The organism is Alphaproteobacteria bacterium (assembly GCA_030740435.1).
Lineage (GTDB): Bacteria > Pseudomonadota > Alphaproteobacteria > UBA2966 > UBA2966.
In genome coordinates this window covers 16,986-35,749 of sequence record JASLXG010000003.1, presented here as the reverse complement: position 1 = coordinate 35,749, position 18,764 = coordinate 16,986, and the positions used below count along the sequence as shown (strand labels likewise).

Here is an 18,764-nt window from a genome sequence, read left to right as displayed (position 1 = left end):
TATCTGCGCGGCGAGCCTCGGGTGGTACGCGTGGTGCGGGTGCCGAGCCCGGCCCAGGAGGACGCCCGGCGGTTGATGCGCGAGCGCGAGCGGCTGGTCAAGGAACGCACGGCGCATGTCAACCGAATCAAGAGTCTTCTGCGCACCCAGGGCCTGGCGGCGGGCCATCCGAAGCGGGCCGACTGGCTGACCTGGTTGGAAGCCCAGTGCGACCACCGGGGCCGGCCCTTGGGTCAATGTCTGGTGGCTGAACTGAAACGCCAGCACCAGCGGCTACGGATGATTTGCCAGCAAGTGAAGGCCCTGGAAGACGAACGAGCCAGCGCGATGCCGCAGGCGCTAGTCACCAAGGCGACGGCGCTGACCCGCCTCAAAGGCATTGGCCCGAACTTCGCCACGAACTTGACTGGTGAGGTCTACTGGAAGGACTTCGAGAACCGGCGCCAAGTGGCAAGCTATGTCGGTCTGGCCCCCAGCCCCTGGCAGAGCGGCGGCCTGTCCCGCGACCAGGGCATCTCCAAGGCCGGCAACCGTCGAGCTCGCTGCACAGCCATCCAGCTGGCCTGGCTGTGGTTGCGCCACCAACCGGACAGCGAGCTCAGCCAGTGGTACCGGGCTCGTGTGGGCGATGCCCGGGGCCGGCTGCGCAAGATCATGATCGTAGCCCTGGCACGCAAGTTGGTGGTGGCGCTATGGCGCTACCTGGAAACCGGCCTGGTGCCCACGGCCGCCGTCTTCAAGAAAGGAAAATGATCGAACCCAAAGCGACCTGACGACCCGGCGATCGCGCCGGCGATCGCACGGGCGGATGGTGACCGGCCCGACCCTGGGCCCAACAAAGCCGTTGGGGGAGATGGGTCCCATCCTTAAAGGCCTCAGAACCGCAGCCAGGCGGAAACTGGGTGCGGGCGAACAGTGCCCGACCGGATATGAGGTGATGCGGCAATGCCGCTCAAAACGTAAACGAGGCCATCCTGTGCGAAGCCTGACGATCACAACCAAACCAAAAGGAGTTCCACCTTGACAACGAGACTCCCATATGAGGGTTAGGGAGGGGGTGTTTTGAGTCTGTTAGGTGTCCGGCAGAGCGGCAGCCGGCCGGGGGCGCGCCGGGATCAGGCATCGCCGGCGGTCAGGTCTTTCAAGGCCGCCTCGACGCCACCCGGCTGGTGTGGCACGCCGGCCAGCCCCAGGCCCATATCGACGCCCGAGAGGGTAGCGGCCAGCATCAGCTCGTTGAAATCGCCCAAGTGGCCGATGCGGAAGACGCGGCCGGCCAAGCGGCCCAGCCCGTTGCCCAGCGACATGTCGAAGCGTTCCAGCACCAGAGCCCGAAAGTCGTCGGCATCAAAGCCCTCGGGCAACATCACCGCGGTCAGCGAATTGCTCTGCTCGCGATCATCCAGGGGACAGACCTCGAGCCCCCAGGCTTGCACGGCGCGGCGCGTGGCTTGGGCCAGGCGGGCATGGCGGGCAAAGACGTTCGCCAGCCCCTCCTCGGCCAGCATCTCCAGCGCCACCTCGAGGCCAAAGAGCAGATTGGTGGCCGGCGTATAGGGGAAGAGGCCGCCCCGGTTGGCCGCCAGCATGTCAGCCCAGTCCCAGTAGGCCCGCGCGCAGGTCGCCGTGGCGGCAGCCGCCAGGGCCTTCTCGCTGACGGCATTGAAGCTGAGCCCGGGCGGCAGCATCAGGCCCTTTTGCGAACCGGCGACCGTGACGTCGACGCCCCAATCGTCGTGGCGGTAGTCCATGGCGGCCAGCGACGAGATGGTGTCGACCATGAAAAGCGCCGGGTGGCCGGCGGCACTGATGGCCGCCCGCACCTCGGCCAGGCGCGAGACGACGCCGTTGGAGGTCTCGTTGTGAACGATGCAAACGCTCTTGATGTGGTGCCCGCGATCGGCTGACAGCGCCGCCTCGATGGCCTCGGGATCGGCGCCGTGGCGCCAGTCTCCGGCCAGGTATTCGACCTCGAGCCCCAACCGTTCCGCCAGGCGCCGCCACTGCCCGGCGAAATGCCCGGTCTCGCACATCAAGCTGCGATCGCCCGGCGAATGGCTGTTGACCAGGGCCGCCTCCCAGGCACCGGTGCCCGAGGCGGGAAAGATCAGCACCGGGTCCTTGGTGCCGAAAACCGGGCCCAGCCCCTGCAGCAGGCGCTGGCTGAGTTCCTGGAAGGCCGGGCCGCGGTGGTCGATGGTGGGCCGGGCCAGGGCGCGCAGAATACGATCCGGCACGTTGGTGGGTCCGGGGATCTGCAAATGGTGGCGACCGCTGGGCATGGCCCGAGTATGCACCGCCGGGGGTATCGGGGGTAAGGGGTTTGCCGCCCTACTCGCGGCGATCGACGAAGCGCGGTGCCTTGACGTTTTTTTCGAACTCCTTGCCCAGCGTGCCGGTTTCCAGCACCACCACGGCGAGGCTGAGTTCGAAGGTCTGCTTGACGCGGCCGGCCAGGGCCTGGGTCACCTCGGCGCCGCTGCCGCGCTTGAATTCCACCGACAGCCTGAACTCGTCGTTGCCTTCGCCCGACACCACCTCGGCCTTGAAGTCGTTGACTTCGGCCTGGCCGAACATGAAGTCCTCGAACTCGGAATGGCCGATGTTGATGCCGCGCACCTTGAAGAAGCCGATCGTGCGCTGGGCGTGCTTGAGCACGGGAAAGACGGCATAGGGCCCGTCGTGTCGGCCTTCCTGGCGCAGCGTCACGAGATCGCCTGACGACCAGCGCAGGAAGGGCGTCGAGTGGTTGCCCCAGAGCGGCGTCACCACCAGCGTGCCGACCTCGCCCTCGGCCACCGGCTGTAGGGTGTCGGGGTCCAGCACCTCGATGAAAGCCAGGTCGGTATACATGTGATAGCCGTCGTGGGCCGGGCTCTCGCCGCCCATCATGGTGCATTCCGTCATGCCGAAGCAGTCGAAGACCTCGGCCCCCCAGGCACGCTGCAGCTTGGTCCGCTTGGCTTCCGACATGGGCTCGGCGGTACACAGTACACGCTCGACCGAGCCGCCGGCCAAGTCGGTGTCGGCGGCCTCGGCCATGTTGGCGAGATGCAGGCCATAGGAATTCATGCCCATCCAGAGGTTGGGCTCGAAGGTGTCGATGAGCTCGAGCTGGATCGACGAGGGCAGCGCCGCGCCGGCTCCGGCCCAGACCATGCCGAGCCCCATTTGCTCACCGGCCCGGGCCCACAAATGACCGGCCGGGTGAATGCCGAGCGGAAAGGAATTGAAGGCGATGTCCTCGGGCCCGCTGCCCATGCAATCGTAGGTGCGGCGGAAACCGGGCATGTTGTAGCGCATGTCCTCATGGGTCCGGGGATAAAAGAGCGGCCGCCCGGTGGCGCCGCCCGAACGCCAGTATTCGGCGATCTCGCGCCTGGGCGCGATACAGAAGTCGCGATAGAATTCCTCGTTGGAAAGGGCCCGCAGCATCTCCTTGTCGAGAATGGGGATCTTGCGCCATTCCTCGGGATCGTCGAGGCGTTCGAGGTCGACGTGGTCGAGCTTGCCGGCGAAGAAGGGGGCGCGGCGCGCGGTTTCGACCGCTATGCGTTTCCGCCGACGCTGGATCTCTTCGATCTCGGCCCGCGATTTGGGCAGCGAAAAGGGTGGCGGCAGGTCGGAATAGGGGTCGGGATGTTGGCTCATTTCGATCCTCGTCGGTTCTCCTCCAGGGTACCGATCCAGCGGCCCTGGCTTTGGTAGGCTTCGGGCTCCGGCCCGGCGGCCGCCAAAGTGGCCCGGCGGGCCTCCTTCTCGGGCGTCGCCTCGGCGATCTCGTCGAGCACGTCGCCCAGCAGCCCGTCCGCGTCGGCACCCACCGGGCAGACGTCCTGGCAGCGCCGGCAGCCGGTGATGACGCCGGCACCGCGCAGAATGCTCTGCCAGAGATCGAAGGTGCTCTCGGAGCGGATCAGCTCGGCCTGTTGCCCGGGGTCGGGCTCGTTGATGATTGCCACCACGTGGTCGGAAAGCGCCTTGAAACCGTGCGGCGAGCGGAAGCGGTCGCAGGCCGGCCAGTCGCGCTGCCAGTGCCCGACGGCGTCGCCGGGGCAGCTCAGCAGGCAGCGCCCGCAGGCCGGGCCGTGGCACAGCGCCTGGCCGAGGCGTTGGTCGGGCTCCACCGGCAGCGACGACAGCACCGCTGTCAGCATGACCCGGGGGCCGAACTCGGGCGTCAGCAGTTGCAGATTGAGCCCCAGCGTACCCAGCCCGGCCTCGACCGCGGCATGGCTGAGCGACAGCATGGGCTTGAGGTGTTCGCCGGGCTGGCCGCCGTAGCGCCGCGGCTCGACGTGCACCGGCGGCACGATGAGGGCGGGAAAGCCCTGGTCCTCGAGCCAGTAGACCAGTTCCAGCGAGCATTCCTCCAGCAGCGTCAGGCAGAGCTCGTCGTTATAGTACTTGTGCCGCTCGTCCCAGCGCGGGATGCGCGCCGCGCCGGCGTTGAGGCGCTTGGCCAGCACGATGCAGCGGCCGCCGTCGTGGGCCGTGATGTCGCTGGGCCGGCGCGGGTCATCGCCATCGGGGGGATGGGCGTCCATCACCCGGCCGTCGGCGATGCCGACCAGATCGGCGCCCAGCTCGCGGGCCTTGGTTTTGACCTCGGCGGCCGTCAGGTCCGACTTGAAGATGGCCACCATGATCAGGATTCCCTCTCGTCTTCGGCCCGCCCGGCCTGCAATTTCTTGAAGGCCTGAAGCTGGCGGGCGACGATGCCCTGGTAGCCCTCGCGTCCCACCCAACGCAGGTTCCAATCGTCGAGCCCGGGGATGTCGCCGCCCAGTTTGCGGGCGGTTTTGAAGTCGGCGGCCTTCGCCGCCTTTTCCGGCGTCTTCTCGGGGATGACCTTTTGGATATGGGCCAGATGGGCATGGTAGTCGTTGCCCACCGGGCAGACCGCCAGGCAGCGCGGGCAGTCGCCGAAGGAGCCGACCACGCGCAGAAAACCCTGCCAGGTGCCCAGCACCTCGCGCGACGTGAACATCTTTGCCTTTTCGCCGCGCTCGGCTTTGTGAAAGCGGTCCCAGAACTTGAGCATGGTGCCGAAGCCGTACTCCTGAGCCTCGACGGCACAGGCCCGCTTGTCGATGCCGAAGTGGCGCACGGCGTCGGAAGGGCAGGCATGCAAACAGCGCGAACAGCTTTCGCCGATGCAGACCTGCTCCGTCATGATGGCGTCGGGCTCGAGCTCGAGCTCGCTGAGGATGCCGGTGAGGTAAAGCCGGGGCCCGAACTCGGGGCTCAGGATGTTGACCTCCAGGCCGAAAGTACCGAGCCCGGCCTCGATGCCGAGATGGCGCGTCGACAGCCGGCCGTAGCTGGCGCGCTTGTAGTTCCAGTCGGTCTCCTGGGCGGCCGTGACGAAGCTGGGATAACCCTGGCCCTCGAGCCAGTCGGCCAGGCGGTAGGCGATCTTGTCCATGCGCCGCATGACCAGCATGTCGATGTACTGCACCGGGTCGTTCGCTTTGCAGCGGAAGGCGCCGACCGGGATGCGCTGGGCGATGACGATGACGCTCTGCACATGGGGCGAGATGCGCTCGGGCGTCTGCGGCACCCGGGGATCGGGGGGAAAGGCGTTCAGCGTGGCGGCACCGGCGATGCCCACCAGGTGGGCGCCGAGATCCATGGCCTGGGCTTTGACATGGGCGGCTGTAGGGGCGGCTGTGGGGGCGGCGGTGGGCGGTGGCACGGGTTTCTCCCAAAAGGCAGCGCCATTCTAGCCCGGCCGGGCGGTGACGGCACAATCGCCGAGATTTCCCCCAGGCCTTCCCAGAACACCGATGCCATCGCTTTGACGGATTCGTAGTTCACGCATTCAATTAAATACTTGAGTCAAAGCCAATGCGCCAAGCCCCGAGGCCCCCGCCGGGCCCCGCCCGCCCTATTCCTTGATTGGAGCGCCTACCTGGCGATGGGCTCGAAGGTGACGATTTCCGCCCGCACCGGCTTTAGCGTCATTAGATAATCGTAGATGGCGCCCAAATCCTGCCGCGTCATGCCGGAGAACTCCCACCAGGGCATCAGCGTGTTGGCCTCGCCGGGCTCGACTTTCATCTCCATCACGGCCTCGGGGGTGAGGTCCTTGAAGCGGTCGATGAAGGCCTCGCGGTCCCAGTCGCCGATACCGGTTTGCTTGTCGGGCGTAATGTTGGCCGAACGCACCAAGCCCATGGGCGGAAGATAAAATTCCATGCCGCCGGCGAAGGGCTGGCCCACTGCCTTGCCCTCGACCACGTTCGTGTGGCAATCGACGCAACCCGCTGCCGTCGCCATGTAGCGGCCATAGGCCAAGCCGTCCGAGGGCTCGGGGCGCTTGCCGAACCCTCGTTCCGCGATGCCGGTGCGGATAATCAAGTTCAGGGGGAAGTCGATCGCGGATTTCGGCACCTCGTTGGCCACCGGCTCGAGGGTGCGCAGGTAGGCCACGGCGGCGTAGATATCCTCGCGGTCGAGCACGGCATAGAAGCGCGTGGGCATCAGAGGAAAGAGGGGCTCGCCCTCACGATCGACTCCCACCGTCAGGGCCCGCACGATCTCACCGTCGCTCCAGCTGCCCAGGTTGTGGGGCGTGATGTTCTTGGCATAGAGGGTGCCGGGGAAACGGTTTTTGGGACTGAAAAAGAGGCCCCCCGCCCCCTTCTTGGCGGCGATCGGCGGCAGCGCATAGCGATCCACGTGGCGGGCCGGCGAATGGCAACTCATGCAGCCCATGACGTGCTCGACCAGATAGCGGCCGCGGGCCAGGCGTTCCGGCGTGCCCTCGATGGCGATGTCCGGCGCCGGCCCCACGCGGGGCAGGCCGAAGCGCAGATAGCCGATGCCGGCAGCCATCACCAGCACCAGGATCAAGACGATCCCGGCCACGATTTTGACGATCTTCACGGTGATTTCCCCCCTTACCGCCGTCTCGTCTCAACTCGAGATGGATCGAGGCTAACCCAGTTCACCAGGCGCCGCCAACCGCCAAGCTTGGCCGCCACCAGCCCAAGCCTGTATGCTCGGCCCAACCCGGAATTCCAATCGGGGGGACACCATCAATGGCCCACAGAGGCAAATCTCAGGAGAGTCTTCAACATGGCTGACAATTTCACAAATCCCGAGACCGTGGTGCTGCATTCCGGGCACCGTTTCGACGCCGAAACGGGCGCCGTCGCGGTACCCATCTACCAGACCACGTCCTATCAGTTCCGCGACACCGAGCACGCCAGCGACCTTTTCGCCTTGAAGGAGCTGGGCAACATCTACAGCCGCATCATGAACCCGACCTGCGCCGTGCTGGAAGACCGCGTGGCGGCGCTGGAAGGCGGCGTCGCGGCCCTGGCGGTGGGCTCGGGCCAGGCGGCCAGCATGATCGCCATCCAAAATATCGCCCACGCCGGCGACAACATCATCAGCTCGACCGATCTCTACGGCGGCACCTGGAACCTGTTTGCCAACACGCTCAGCACCATGGGCATCGAGGTGCGCTTCGTCGACCCCGCCGATCCCGAGGACTTCGCCAAGGCGGCCGACCAGAAGACCCGGGCGATCTACGCCGAGACCCTGCCCAATCCCAAGCTCGAGGTCTTCCCCATCAAGGAGGTGGCCGAGGCCGGCCGCAAGCTGGGCATCCCGCTGATCATGGACAACACCGCGGCACCGGTGCTGTGCCGGCCCTTCGACCACGGCGCCGCCATCATCGTGCATTCCACCACCAAATACATCGGCGGCCACGGCACCTCGATCGGCGGCGTCATCGTCGATGGCGGCAACTTCGACTGGGAGGCCCACGCCGAGCGCTTCCCCATGCTCAACACGCCCGATCCCAGCTACCACGGCGCGGTCTGGACGGAAGCGGTCAAGCCGCTGGGGCCCATCGCCTACATCATCAAGGCGCGGGTGACGCTGCTGCGCGACCTGGGCGCTTCCATGAGCCCCTACAACGCCTTCCAGTTCATCCAGGGACTGGAAACCCTGCCGCTGCGCATGCGCGAGCATTCCACCAACGCCGCCAAGGTGGCCGACTACCTGGCCGGGCACAAAGCGGTGACCAAGGTCATCTTCCCCGGCCTCATGGAAGGCGAGGCCAAGCGCCGCGCCGATGCCTATCTCAGCGGCGGCTACAGCAGTCTGGTGGGCTTCGAGCTGGTCGGCGGCGGCGCCGCCGGACGAAAATTCATCGAGGCGCTGGAGATGTTCTACCACCTGGTCAACATCGGCGACGTGCGCAGCCTGGCGGTGCATCCGGCCAGCACCACGCATTCCCAGCTCTCGGCCGATGAGCAATTGGCCACCGGCGTTACCGAGGGCTACGTGCGGCTCTCGGTCGGCATCGAGCACATCGACGACATCATCGCCGACATCGACCAGGCCCTGGCCAAAGCCTAGGACCGACAAGGCAAGGGGCGTCGGATACCGAATCCAAATGATCAATTCGGATTTGGTATCAAGCCGCCATTGAGGCGGCGGCCAAGCGCGCGGACGCGCGGGCCCGGTGAGGGTCCCGTGAAAAATCATACGGAATCCGAATCAATCATTCGGATTCCGTATGGGGCGCCTGAGGCGGTTCGCAGCCTCAGGCGCCACCCTTGCGGGTCTTGAAATAAGGCGCCTTGCCGGCGGCGTGGTCGCTCATGTCGACCACCGCGACGATCTCCGGCAGGGCCGCCCGCAGCATCGGCTCGACGCCCTGGCGCAGCGTCATCTCGGCCATGGCACAGCCCTGGCAGCCGCCTTCGAGGCGCAGCCGGGCGACGCCGTCGGCCAGCTCGGCCAGCACGATACGGCCGCCGTGGGCGGCCACGGCGGGATTGATCTCGTCGTCGAGCAGGCTTTGCAGCCGCGCCGCCGCGTCGCCGCTGCCGCCCGGGCCGGCCGGACCGGCCGGCGCCAGGCGCACCTCGGCCACCTCGGGCAGGTAGTGGCAGAGCGTGTTGCGGATGGTTTCCGCCATGGCCATGGCGGCGCCGGGCGAGCCCTTGATGCCAAGCTCCAGCACGCCGTCCCGGAAGCTCCGCACCACCAAGTCGCCGCCGCGCTCGCGCACTTGCGGCCTGAGGTGGATTTCCAACACCTTCTCGACGGGGTCGCTGGGCGCCGGCGTCGGCGTTGACACCGCCGCCGTACGGCTTTCGCCGACCTCGGGCAGCCCCGCCAGCGCTTGTTCCAAATCGGCAATCAGATCCCCCGGATCCTCGAGACCGATGGAGAGGCGCAAAAGATCCGCCGGCACCGGCGTCGCCGGCCCTTCGATGCTGGCCCGGTGCTCGATCAGGCTTTCGACGCCGCCCAGCGAGGTGGCGCGGGTGAAGACCTGGACCCGGGCCGCCAGCTCCATGGCCGCCGCCTCGCCGCCGGCCAAGCGCAGCGACAGCATGGAGCCGAAACCGCCCTGCATCTGGCGCGCCGCCACGGCGTGGCCGGGATGGTCGGGAAGTCCGGGGTAGAGCACGTCACTGAGCGCCGGGTGGCCGCTGAAATGGCGGGCCACGAATAGCGCACTGGCGGAGCACTGCCGCACCCTGGGGAAAAGCGTGCGCATGCCGCGCAGCAAAAGCCAGGCCTCGAAGGGCCCAAGCACGGCCCCGCCGTCGCGCCGCCAGGCCCGCAGGCGCTGCCAGAAGGCATCCTGGCGGGCCCCCACGATGGCGCCCGCCAGCACGTCAGAATGGCCGTTCAGCCCCTTGCTGGCACTGTGCACCACCAGGTCGGCGCCCCATTCGATGGGTCGCGTCAGCACCGGCGTCGGCACCGTGCTGTCGACCGCCAGGCGGGCCCCGGCAGCGTGCGCGATCTCGGCCGCCTGGGCGATGTCGGTGATGGCCCAGGTCGGGTTGGCCGGGGTCTCGAGCCACACCAGCCGGGTCCGTCCCGGCCGCATGGCGACTTCCAACGCGGCACCGTCGGAAGTATCGACGAATTCCACCTCCAGCCCCCAGGGCAGCGCGAAATCGACCAGCCATTTGCGCAGCGCCCAGTACATGACCCGGGGCGCCACCACATGATCGCCCGGCAGCAGCGCCTGGAAGACGGCCGTGGCCGCCGCCATGCCCGAGGCAAAGAGCAGGCTCTCGGCACCGCCCTCGAGCGCCGTCAGCAAGGCCTCGGGCTCGTCGTAGCCCGGGTTGTGCGGCCGCGTGTAGCCCCGGCCCGAGCTGTAGCCGCCGTCGGCGTCGCGCTCGAAGGTGGTCGAGGGGTGTACGGGCGGCACCAGGGCCCGGGTCTCGCCATCGACGCCACCCATGGCCTGGGCCGCCAGGGTTTCGGGTGACAAATCTTGGGGTTTGGCGTTTTTCCTATCGTCGTTCACATTGCTCTCCCCTGGGACGGTACGATGTTAGCGCATTATCATGGCCCCCGGGCTTTGCAACGGAGGAAAGGAAAATCCCATGGCACGCATGCAGGACAAGGTGGTGTTGATCAGCGGCGCCGGTACCGGCATCGGCAAGGCGACGGCCCAGCGCCTGGCCGGCGAGGGCGCCCGCATCGTCGCCAGCGACCTAGACCAGGCCACGGCCGAAGCCACGGCCCAGTTCGTCGCCGGCCGGGCCTTGGCCCACGACGTGCGCAGCGAGGCCGATTGGCAGCGCGTCATCGATGATATCCGGGCGAACGAAGGCCGCCTCGATGCCCTGATCAACAACGCCGGCATCCTGGCGCTAACGGCCGAGCAGGACCCGGAGCAGACCACGCTGGAGGAATGGCAGGCGGTGCAAAAGGTCAATCTCGACGGCGTCTTTCTGGGTTGCAAGTACGCCATCCCGCTGCTGCGCGATAGCGGTGGCGGCTCGATCGTCAACCTCTCCTCGATCGCGGCGCTGATGGGCACGCCCCACGTCACCGCCTACGGCGCCAGCAAAGGCGGCGTGCGCCAGTTCAGCAAATCGGTGGCCGTGCACTGCGCCCGCCAGGGCTATGGCATCCGCTGCAATTCGGTGCATCCGGGACTGATCGAGACCGACATGGGCACCCAGGTCCTGGAATTGCGCGGCCCCGACATCGAAGTGAGCAAGGCCGAACGCGCCGCCATGATACCGATGGGCGAGCTGGGCCAGGCCGCTGACGTGGCCAACGTCATATTGTTTCTGGCCTCGGATGAATCGCGCTATGTCACCGGCGCCGAACTGGTGGTCGACGGCGGCACGACTGTTGTTTGACGCTATCGTCGGGATTCAGGAAAAGTTATAGTTCTGGGTGTTAGCGTGCCGGGTTTTCCGCTTCCCCGGGGGGGCTGAGGGGAAACCAGACAGGGAGTCAAAAAAACATGACTGAATTTACCGGTTTTACCATCTTCGTCCTGGTCATGGTGCTGCTGGCGCTGGTGCTCTTGCTGCTGGCCGTCAAGGTGGTGCCCCAGGGCTGGGAGTTCACCGTCGAGCGCTTCGGCCGCTTCACCCGCAGCCTGCGCCCGGGCTTTCACGTCATCATGCCGATTATCGACAGCATCGGGCGCAAGCTCAACATGATGGAGAGCGTGCTCGACGTGCCGGAGCAAGAAGTCATCACCAAGGACAACGCCATGGTGCGGGCCAACGGCGTCATCTTCTTCCAGGTCATCGACGCCCCCAAGGCGGCCTACGAGGTCAACAACCTGGAACTCGCCATCCTCAATCTCACCATGACCAATTTGCGCACGGTGATGGGCTCGATGGACTTGGACGAGCTGTTGTCCAAACGCGACCAGATCAACGCCCAACTGCTCGACGTGGTCGACGACGCCACCGCGCCCTGGGGCATCAAGGTCACCCGCATCGAGATCAAGGACATCGACCCGCCGCGCGACATCGTCGAGGCCATGGCCCGGCAGATGAAGGCGGAGCGCGAGAAGCGGGCCAACATCCTCGAGGCCGAGGGCTTGCGCCAAAGCGAGATCCTCAAGGCCGAGGGTGAAAAGCAGGCCGTCATGCTGGCCGCCGAGGGCCGCAAGGAGGCCGCCTTCCGCGATGCCGAAGCGCGCGAACGCCAGGCCGAGGCCGAAGGCAATGCCACCCGCATGGTCTCGGAAGCCATCGCCGCCGGCGAGGTCCAGGCCATCAACTACTTCATCGCACAGAAATACGTCGAGGCGCTGAAGGAATTTGCCCAGGGCGACAACCAGAAGACCTTCTTCATGCCGCTCGAGCTTTCCAGCCTGGTCTCGGCCGTCGGCGGCATCGGCGAGATCGCCCGTGAGGCGCTGGGCGGCAAAGAGAAATGATCGAACTGCTCGAAGCCGCCGAGTTCTGGCACTGGTGGGCCTTTGGCACGGCGCTCATCGTGCTCGAGCTCATCATGCCCTCGACGGTGCTGCTCTGGCCCGGGCTGGCAGCCGCCGTGGTGGGCCTGATCCTGCTCATCTTCGACGACCTGGGCTGGCGCTACCAGCTCTTGCTCTTTGCCGTGCTCTCGGTGCTCTGCCTGGTGGTGGGGCGGCGTTATTTGCTGGCGCGACACAAGCCCGAGGACGAAACCACCCTCAACCGCCGCGCCGAACAGCACACGGGCCGTGAATTCGTGCTCGACGAGGCCATCCACAACGGCCGCGGCCAGATCAAGCTCGACGGCGTCATCTGGAAACTCAAGGGCCCCGACATGGCCGCCGGCAGCCGCGTCAAGGTTTCGGGCACGGACGGTGTGGTGCTGGTCGTCGAAGCGGTGTGAAGGAACTCGCCCAGCGCCTGCTGTTTACCGCCGCCTTCTTGGCCGCCGCCAGTTGGCTTGTCTGGCAGAGCCCGCTGCGCACCAGCGTCGCGCTGGAAGGCAGGCTGGAAAGCTTCACGGCGCACCAAGGCGAGAGCCATAACAGGGGCTACGCCGTCCACCACGCCGACGTCAGATTTCGCCTGGTGGAATATCCCGGCGAAAGCTTCGTTTACGAAAAAGAGGACATCTTGGGCTGGTTGCCGTTCACGGCCGCCGAGGCCCGCGAAACCCTCGAACGGGGCGACGAGCTGCGCTTGCGGTTGCGCCGGCCGCGGGGCGAGGTCATGGACATCTACCGGGGCGGCCAGCAGATCCTGGGCCCCTTCCCCAGCTGGCTGGTCTGGGGTGTCTTGATGGCCGTGGGCGGCGGCCTCCTCGGCCTGATCGGCCTGATCATGCTGACCGCCCCCTTGATCGACCGCCTGAGCCTGCGCCAACGCCAGCGCCAGGACAAACGGCAGGCGCTCAAGCGCTTCTCGGCACAGAGGCCGGAGTAGGACGCAGTTTTGTCATTACCCATGGTCATGGCCCATGGCGTCATGGGTTTCATGAATTTTTCTAAATATCGCGCTACCGACAGGAATATAAATTATGGTATCAATCTGTATTAAGTTGTGTTATCATTTTTTGGCTCGAAAAATAAACTTTGAAAAGACATGATTTCCAATCGTTTTTAGAAAATATCGCCTACAGGAGAACCCGCCATGGCTAGGAGACCGGTCAGAAAATTGTCGCTGGGCGAGGCGGTCGTCAACACCGCGAAGAAGCTCGCCCGGACCAAGGCGCGATCGCCTGGCGCCATCCAGTTCGAATTGTCGGGCCGCCAGGGCGGTGCCTTCGAGATCAACGTGGACCGCCGCCTGCGGGTCACGTGCCGGAAGGGGCCCAGCCGCCGCAAACCGCGCATCCGCATCGTCGGCAGCGACAAGAACGTGCGCATGGTACTGGAAGGCAAACGCGATGCGCGCAAGGCTTTTTTTGCCGGCGGCCTGCAGGTGCGCGGCGACATCCGTTATCTGGAACGCCTGCTGGAAGATTTGAAACTGATGAAACCGGCTGGCTGATCAGCGCAACCGACAGGACGAAACAAGATGGCAAGCGTGACAGGCTACGTTCAGATCCTGGACATCAGTTCCAGCTACGTCCGGGCCAAAGTGGCGGTCGGTCCGACACCGACGGACACCCAGTTGCTGATGGTGATCGCCGGCTCCTCCGACAGCGAGCGCGAATTGACGATGAAGGCCTCGGTGATCGACCTGCTATCGACGGCCTTGGCCACACGGCGCGAGGTCGAGGTGTCCTATGACAGCAGCAGCCGCATTACCTTGGTCGAGATGCAGCGGGCCTAAGGGCCCAGGCGGCGAGTTGGAGACCTTCCATGCCTAGCTATGTCGGTCAGGTCCAGCGCATCAAATCCAACGCTTCGAGCACCTTCGCCTCGATCTACATCGGCGACGATCCCGACAACACGGAGCTGCTCAGAATCTCCCTCGCCGCCGCCGATTCGTTCGCCGTACTGACCCACAAACGATCCCTTCTCGGGATGCTGATCAAGTCCTGCGCCTATGGCTTCGTGGTGTCGGCAATTACCCGCAGCGGCTCGTCGGAGATCACCTCGGTTCAGGTCGGCCCCTTCGAGATCGCCCCCAACGACCAGCCTGTCCATGAGGATTTCTACGCGGTCACGGGGGAGAATTTCCCGGACGACGCGGAACTGGTGTTCGACAGCGACACGGCCACGGTCACGGTGACGCCGGATCTGGTGCGGCCCCACCTGTTGCTGGTGAGCGAGCTGCCGACCTCGATCCCGACCGGCTGGAACATGCTGAGCGTGACCTCCTCGGCCGGCACCAGCGAAGCCTTTCCCGTCGATGTCTCCGACCAGGACCGCTATCTCAAGCGGGTCATCAACGCCGGCGCGCCCAAGCAATATCCCTTCACCCTCAGCTTCGTCGCCAACGCAGCCATCGACAGGGACGGCACGCTCAACATCTATGCCGACCCCATCCTGGGCAACCGATCCGGCTATCACGCCATCGTCGATTACGCCATGAACAACATCTTCGCCGTTGACGAGGATTTCCTGCGCCCCGGCGAACGCGACGCGGAAATGCGGATCCTCTCCATTTTCGACGATTCTCTGGCGACCGAGGAGGCCAACACGCTCTGTGAGGAGGACACCACCAGCACGATCATGCGGGCCACGAAATCCAGGGTGAACAGCTTCTTGCTCAATTACGGCGTGGTGACGGACCTCTGCATCATCTTCCACGGCTCGACCACCAACACGCGGGGCTCGGCGTCGCGCTGCGCCGACGACTATTCCCGGGGCCTGGCGGAGCCCTTCACCTACGACGGCACGGACTACAACCATTGGCCCTACCGTGACCAGCCGGGCAGCACGGCCATCTCGGTCAACAACTCGACCGGCAGGATGACGGCGATCCACGAGCTCGGCCATTGCACCTCCGAGAACGACAATGGCCGCGTGCGGGACCTCTACAACGACCGCACCTACACAAACTTTGCGCTGAACAAGAAATGGCGGGCGGCCAGCGGCGATGCCATTCCCGCCACCTTCGCCACCTATAACGGCACCACCTATAATTCCGATCCCAACCGGGACGGCATCGGCTATCCCTCGACCTGGGTGACCTATCATCCGGAATTGCAGGTCAGCACCGCGCCCAATCTGATGGACAACTATTCCTCGTCGTCGGTCTTCGATAAGCTGACCGCCGCTTGGTACCGTGACCGAATTCGGGTCATACTGGACCGCTGAGGCAGAGTAAGATGGAAGCCTTCGAACCCGAACTGAGACAGCGGCTGATCAAGGCGCATCCCGGTCTGAGCGAATCCGACGTCGACAAGATCGAGGCCATGCTCAGCGACCGCCAAGATGTCGACCGGCTGCTGGATGCCAAGACCGCACGCAAAATGGACGCCGAACGAAAGGCCTTCGTGGCCGAAAAAATGCCCAAGCTGCGTCAGGTGATGATGGCCTTCGACCGCCAGCAACAGCAAAAGCGCGCGCCCCGCAAGCCCGCGAAAATCCGCATCAAGGAGCGCCCGCGGGCCCGCTGAGGTCCGGCCGCCAAAATCCCAGCCAGACCTGGGGCGCCGATTACAGCACCCCGTTGATCACGTAATCGAGGATCTTGACCACCTGGTCGGGGCTCGACGTGGTGGCCAGCGCAGCGGCGTTGACCTCCTTCAGCGCGTGGTCGAGGGCGCTGTCGTGCAGCGTCACGATGGGGGTTCCCAGCGCCGCCGCATAGCCGGCATCGAAAGCGGCGTTCCACAGGCGGTATTTATCGCCGAAACGCACGACGACAACGTCGGCCTGCTCGATCAGCGTGCGGGTGCGAATGGCATTGAGCCGGGCGCCTTTGTTGTCCTTCCAAAAGGCATCGCTCTCGTCGCCCAGGATCCGCACGCCGCAATCGTCCGACTTCTCGTGGTCGTCGACCGGCCCGGTGAGCTCCACCGGCAGCCCAGCGGCCGCCACCCCGGCGGCAATCTGCCGGCGCCAATCGCTGTGAATCTCGCCCGATAGATAAACCGTCCACGCCTCGGCCATGGGAACCTCCTCCGCTGCCGCCAAAACCCGGCCGCGTGATAGCAGGTTTTGTGCTGTCTAGCAGCAATCATTGTGAATCTAGATGGCGTCGAACAAAACCCGGCTGAAGTCACTGTCCAAAAGCCGGGGTAAAAGTTCGGCGGCTTCGGCGTCGTTGGTGTAGAGCGTCATTGGTCCCTGCGGCCCCTGCGGCCCCTGGGGCGCCTCGCCGAACTCGACGAAAATCTCGTCCTCGTGGTGGAAGGTCACGGGGTAGCCCTGCGAACGGTGCGTGGTGTAGTCGTGCCAGGCCAGCCAGGCCGCATCCATGGCAAGCGGCGCGGCCGGTGGCTCGCGGCCCTTGAGGGGCCCCGCGAAATCGGAATCGTACCCAAGATCTTCGAGGAATCGGCCGTAATCGAGGTCTTCGAGGATTCCCACATGCCCCGCCGACAGCCGCTCGCGCCACTTGCCGGCGCCGGGCTGCCAGAGGTGGCCGGACTCGAACAGCGCGGCCGAGGAGCCCGGCGCCTGCAGGGTGCGGCCGATGTAGGCCTCGGCCAGCCATTTCGCCTCGGCCTCGCCCTCGAGCTCGTAGCCGGCCGCTTCGGCCAGCCTGAGGATGATCTCGAGCGGGCGCTCCAGAAGCTCCTCGTAGCGCACCATCGTGAGCTGGCCGGAGCGCTGGAGCGCCGCCTCGTACCAGGCCTTGAGGTTCTCGGCCACGCGGCCGAACCAGGCCATATCGTGCAACACCGCGTCGGGCGGCCGCCAGTGCTTGGCGGCCAGCGAGACGATGATGTCGAGCGGCTGGCGGCAGGCCACGAAGACCTCCAAATTCAGCGCTTTCATCTCCACCATCAGGGCCTCGTCGACAAGCTCGTGGCTGGCATAGCTCTGGCCCATGACGTGGGGAAAGCCGCCCAGGCCGGAGAGATACATGAACTTGGGCGAAGGCAGGCCGCGTTCGGCCTCGCGGGCTTGGCGCGGCCCGGCGCTGAGCGCCAGGTCGAAGGATCCGGTGCGGATCAGGCGGCCCTGCACGGCCCAGGCGCCGAGCCCCCGGGCGGCCCGGAAGACGGTGTCCGAGAGCATCGTCATGTGCTCGGTACAGGCCGCCCGCATGAGCTGGATGGCGATGTCGAATTCGGGCTTCTCGGCGGCCAGACGGCGGCCCAGAAACTCCTCCAGCAGGCTGCCCAACAGAGTGTTGCCGGAACTCGGATAGCCGAAAAGAGCGTGGCCGAAAGGGAACGGCGGGCTGATGTAGCGTTTGAGGAAGGCCGGATGCAAGAGCCGGCGGCGACAGCCCAGTTCGTTGGCCAGCAGCGTCACCCCGGCCTCGAAATTGGGCTGTAGACCGTCGGCGCTGCGGCTCAAGATCACCACCGGCTCGGCACCTTGGGCGCCGTAGCGCTCGACGAAGGCCGCCGGATCCAAAACCTTGGCCCCGCGGAAGTTGCTCCCGGCCTGCTCGCTATCGACATAGGCGGTGATGCTGGTACCCAGGCTCTCGATCAGCGCCACATAGGGCTCGGTCCAATCATTGAGTCCATAAACGAAAACCGCCTCGGGCCGCGGATCCGCGCTCGTCATGGTGCTTTCCCCTGGCTCTGGGCCCGGCGCTGGGCCAGGGCCTCGCGGTGGGTGACGTAGGCCGATCCGGCGAAGATCACGGCAGCGCCGATCCAGACCCAGACATCGGGCCGCTGGGCGAAGGCGAGATAACCCACCAAGGCCGTGAAGGGCAGGCGTATGAAATCGAAGGGCATGGCCAGCGAAGCATCGCCGATGCGGAAGGCGCGGGCAAAGCCATACATGTTGGCGTTGCCGAAAAGGCCCATGGCGAGTAACCAGAGCGCCTGCTCAAAGGTCGGCCACTGCCAGACGAATAGCGCCGGCAAGAGCGCCAGCGGCAGGCCCCAGATCGAGAGATAGAGCACGATCGATTCCGGGCTCTCGCTCGACGCCAGCATCTTGCCGGTGACCACCACACCGGCAAAAGCGAGAGCACAGAGCAGCGCCAGCAGTGCCGCCGGTTCGAGCTCGGCGAATCCCGGCCTGAGGATCACCAAGACGCCGGAAAAACCGATCACCAGCGCCAGCCAGCGCCGGGGGCCGACCTTCTCGCCCAGCACCAGCAGGGCCAGCGCCGTGGCGAACAGCGGCGAAGTGAAGGTCAGCGACGTGACCTCGGCCATCGGCATCAGCGCCACCGCCTCGTAAAGCGTGACGGTAGCCACAATCATCAAGGCGGCGCGCAGCGCAAAAGTGCCGTGGCGCCGGGTGCGCAGGCCGCCGAAGCCTTGGTGCATCAGCCAAGGTGCGAACAGCGCCGCCGACACCACGTTGCGCCAGAAATTGACCACGTAGACGTTCATCTCGGGCGTGAGGTGGCGCACGATGCCGATCAAGGCGGCGAAGGAAACCGCGCTCAGGGTCATCCACAGGCCGACCCGCACGACCACGGGCAGTCCCCGGGGGGAGTCAGCGCTCACCGCGGATTCCGGCCCTTCAGAAGGTCGCCGAGACCGCT

The 18,764-nt window shown here is 65.8% G+C and carries 19 protein-coding genes and 1 pseudogene; 10 read left to right on the top strand and 10 right to left on the bottom strand.

The features are described from left to right. A partial coding sequence (locus QGG75_00335) for an IS110 family transposase (protein ID MDP6065694.1) occupies positions 1-753 on the top strand: 753 nt, incomplete at its 5' end. A gap of 362 nt (positions 754-1,115) precedes the next feature. Here the strand turns inward: QGG75_00335 and QGG75_00330 are convergent. From QGG75_00330 to QGG75_00310, 5 genes are all read right to left on the bottom strand, one after another. After that, entirely contained in the window at positions 1,116-2,282 is a 1,167-nt protein-coding gene (locus QGG75_00330) for an aminotransferase class V-fold PLP-dependent enzyme (protein ID MDP6065693.1), read from the bottom strand. 49 nt (positions 2,283-2,331) lie between these two features. Beyond that, positions 2,332-3,651: an AMP-binding protein gene (locus QGG75_00325; GenBank protein MDP6065692.1), complete on the bottom strand. Its 1,320-nt coding sequence runs from the start codon at positions 3,649-3,651 to the stop codon at positions 2,332-2,334. Then, positions 3,648-4,646 carry a hypothetical protein gene (locus QGG75_00320; protein ID MDP6065691.1) on the bottom strand — a complete coding sequence of 333 codons (999 nt, stop codon included), beginning with the start codon at positions 4,644-4,646 and terminating at the stop codon, positions 3,648-3,650. The genes QGG75_00325 and QGG75_00320 overlap by 4 nt, the downstream gene beginning before the upstream one ends. Positions 4,647-4,648: 2 nt before the next feature. Continuing rightward, positions 4,649-5,698 carry a hypothetical protein gene (locus QGG75_00315; protein ID MDP6065690.1) on the bottom strand — a complete coding sequence of 350 codons (1,050 nt, stop codon included), beginning with the start codon at positions 5,696-5,698 and terminating at the stop codon, positions 4,649-4,651. 212 nt (positions 5,699-5,910) lie between these two features. Then, positions 5,911-6,891: a c-type cytochrome gene (locus QGG75_00310; protein ID MDP6065689.1), complete on the bottom strand. Its 981-nt coding sequence runs from the start codon at positions 6,889-6,891 to the stop codon at positions 5,911-5,913. A 192-nt stretch (positions 6,892-7,083) separates the two neighbouring features. On the opposite strand from QGG75_00310, the gene QGG75_00305 reads away from it, so the two are divergent. Continuing rightward, entirely contained in the window at positions 7,084-8,376 is a 1,293-nt protein-coding gene (locus tag QGG75_00305) for a PLP-dependent transferase (protein ID MDP6065688.1), read from the top strand. Positions 8,377-8,563: 187 nt separating this feature from the next. Here QGG75_00305 and QGG75_00300 read toward each other — a convergent pair whose 3' ends face one another. Both QGG75_00300 and QGG75_00295 read right to left on the bottom strand, forming a co-directional pair. Next, entirely contained in the window at positions 8,564-9,061 is a 498-nt protein-coding gene (locus tag QGG75_00300; protein MDP6065687.1) for a NifU family protein, read from the bottom strand. An 81-nt stretch (positions 9,062-9,142) separates the two neighbouring features. After that, positions 9,143-10,261 (bottom strand): annotated as a pseudogene (locus QGG75_00295) (PLP-dependent transferase). A gap of 115 nt (positions 10,262-10,376) precedes the next feature. On the opposite strand from QGG75_00295, the gene QGG75_00290 reads away from it, so the two are divergent. The 8 genes from QGG75_00290 (at position 10,377) to QGG75_00255 (ending at position 15,753) form a co-directional block, all read left to right on the top strand. Then, complete coding sequence (locus tag QGG75_00290) at positions 10,377-11,144, top strand: SDR family oxidoreductase (GenBank protein MDP6065686.1); 768 nt, start codon at positions 10,377-10,379, stop codon at positions 11,142-11,144. A gap of 107 nt (positions 11,145-11,251) precedes the next feature. Then, on the top strand, positions 11,252-12,184 hold the full coding sequence (locus tag QGG75_00285; protein ID MDP6065685.1) for an SPFH domain-containing protein: 933 nt from the start codon (positions 11,252-11,254) through the stop codon (positions 12,182-12,184). After that, positions 12,181-12,627 (top strand): NfeD family protein, encoded by a 447-nt coding sequence (locus QGG75_00280; GenBank protein ID MDP6065684.1) that lies wholly within the window; start codon positions 12,181-12,183, stop codon positions 12,625-12,627. Before QGG75_00285 ends, QGG75_00280 begins: the two co-directional genes overlap by 4 nt. Next, positions 12,624-13,166: a hypothetical protein gene (locus QGG75_00275; protein MDP6065683.1), complete on the top strand. Its 543-nt coding sequence runs from the start codon at positions 12,624-12,626 to the stop codon at positions 13,164-13,166. The genes QGG75_00280 and QGG75_00275 overlap by 4 nt, the downstream gene beginning before the upstream one ends. A 231-nt stretch (positions 13,167-13,397) precedes the next feature. Next, positions 13,398-13,733, top strand: a complete 336-nt coding sequence (locus QGG75_00270) for an SCP2 sterol-binding domain-containing protein (protein ID MDP6065682.1) — start codon at positions 13,398-13,400, stop codon at positions 13,731-13,733. Between the two features lie 27 nt (positions 13,734-13,760). Continuing rightward, complete coding sequence (locus QGG75_00265; GenBank protein ID MDP6065681.1) at positions 13,761-14,018, top strand: hypothetical protein; 258 nt, start codon at positions 13,761-13,763, stop codon at positions 14,016-14,018. Between the two features lie 29 nt (positions 14,019-14,047). Next, positions 14,048-15,451: a hypothetical protein gene (locus QGG75_00260; GenBank protein MDP6065680.1), complete on the top strand. Its 1,404-nt coding sequence runs from the start codon at positions 14,048-14,050 to the stop codon at positions 15,449-15,451. 11 nt (positions 15,452-15,462) lie between these two features. After that, a complete protein-coding gene (locus tag QGG75_00255) occupies positions 15,463-15,753 on the top strand; it encodes a hypothetical protein (protein MDP6065679.1) in 291 nt (96 codons plus the stop codon). A gap of 40 nt (positions 15,754-15,793) precedes the next feature. Here the strand turns inward: QGG75_00255 and QGG75_00250 are convergent, their stop codons facing one another. The 3 genes from QGG75_00250 to QGG75_00240 all read right to left on the bottom strand — a co-directional run bounded on the left by QGG75_00250 (position 15,794) and on the right by QGG75_00240 (position 18,726). Then, entirely contained in the window at positions 15,794-16,249 is a 456-nt protein-coding gene (locus QGG75_00250; GenBank protein MDP6065678.1) for a YtoQ family protein, read from the bottom strand. A gap of 78 nt (positions 16,250-16,327) precedes the next feature. Beyond that, a complete protein-coding gene (locus QGG75_00245; GenBank protein MDP6065677.1) occupies positions 16,328-17,824 on the bottom strand; it encodes a sulfotransferase domain-containing protein in 1,497 nt (498 codons plus the stop codon). Beyond that, positions 17,821-18,726 carry a DMT family transporter gene (locus QGG75_00240; GenBank protein MDP6065676.1) on the bottom strand — a complete coding sequence of 302 codons (906 nt, stop codon included), beginning with the start codon at positions 18,724-18,726 and terminating at the stop codon, positions 17,821-17,823. The genes QGG75_00245 and QGG75_00240 overlap by 4 nt, the downstream gene beginning before the upstream one ends. Positions 18,727-18,764 lie beyond the last annotated feature (38 nt).

Excerpts from the sequence above, each read along its gene's own strand:
- QGG75_00330 (MDP6065693.1), bottom strand. The coding sequence starts at position 2,282 with ATGCCCAGCGGTCGCCACCATTTGCAGATCCCCGGACCCACCAACGTG.
- QGG75_00325 (MDP6065692.1), bottom strand. The coding sequence starts at position 3,651 with ATGAGCCAACATCCCGACCCCTATTCCGACCTGCCGCCACCCTTTTCG.
- QGG75_00320 (MDP6065691.1), bottom strand. The coding sequence starts at position 4,646 with ATGGTGGCCATCTTCAAGTCGGACCTGACGGCCGCCGAGGTCAAAACC.
- QGG75_00305 (MDP6065688.1), top strand. The coding sequence starts at position 7,084 with ATGGCTGACAATTTCACAAATCCCGAGACCGTGGTGCTGCATTCCGGG.
- QGG75_00290 (MDP6065686.1), top strand. The coding sequence starts at position 10,377 with ATGGCACGCATGCAGGACAAGGTGGTGTTGATCAGCGGCGCCGGTACC.
- QGG75_00285 (MDP6065685.1), top strand. The coding sequence starts at position 11,252 with ATGACTGAATTTACCGGTTTTACCATCTTCGTCCTGGTCATGGTGCTG.
- QGG75_00280 (MDP6065684.1), top strand. The coding sequence starts at position 12,181 with ATGATCGAACTGCTCGAAGCCGCCGAGTTCTGGCACTGGTGGGCCTTT.
- QGG75_00265 (MDP6065681.1), top strand. The coding sequence starts at position 13,761 with ATGGCAAGCGTGACAGGCTACGTTCAGATCCTGGACATCAGTTCCAGC.
- QGG75_00260 (MDP6065680.1), top strand. The coding sequence starts at position 14,048 with ATGCCTAGCTATGTCGGTCAGGTCCAGCGCATCAAATCCAACGCTTCG.
- QGG75_00255 (MDP6065679.1), top strand. The coding sequence starts at position 15,463 with ATGGAAGCCTTCGAACCCGAACTGAGACAGCGGCTGATCAAGGCGCAT.
- QGG75_00250 (MDP6065678.1), bottom strand. The coding sequence starts at position 16,249 with ATGGCCGAGGCGTGGACGGTTTATCTATCGGGCGAGATTCACAGCGAT.
- QGG75_00245 (MDP6065677.1), bottom strand. The coding sequence starts at position 17,824 with ATGACGAGCGCGGATCCGCGGCCCGAGGCGGTTTTCGTTTATGGACTC.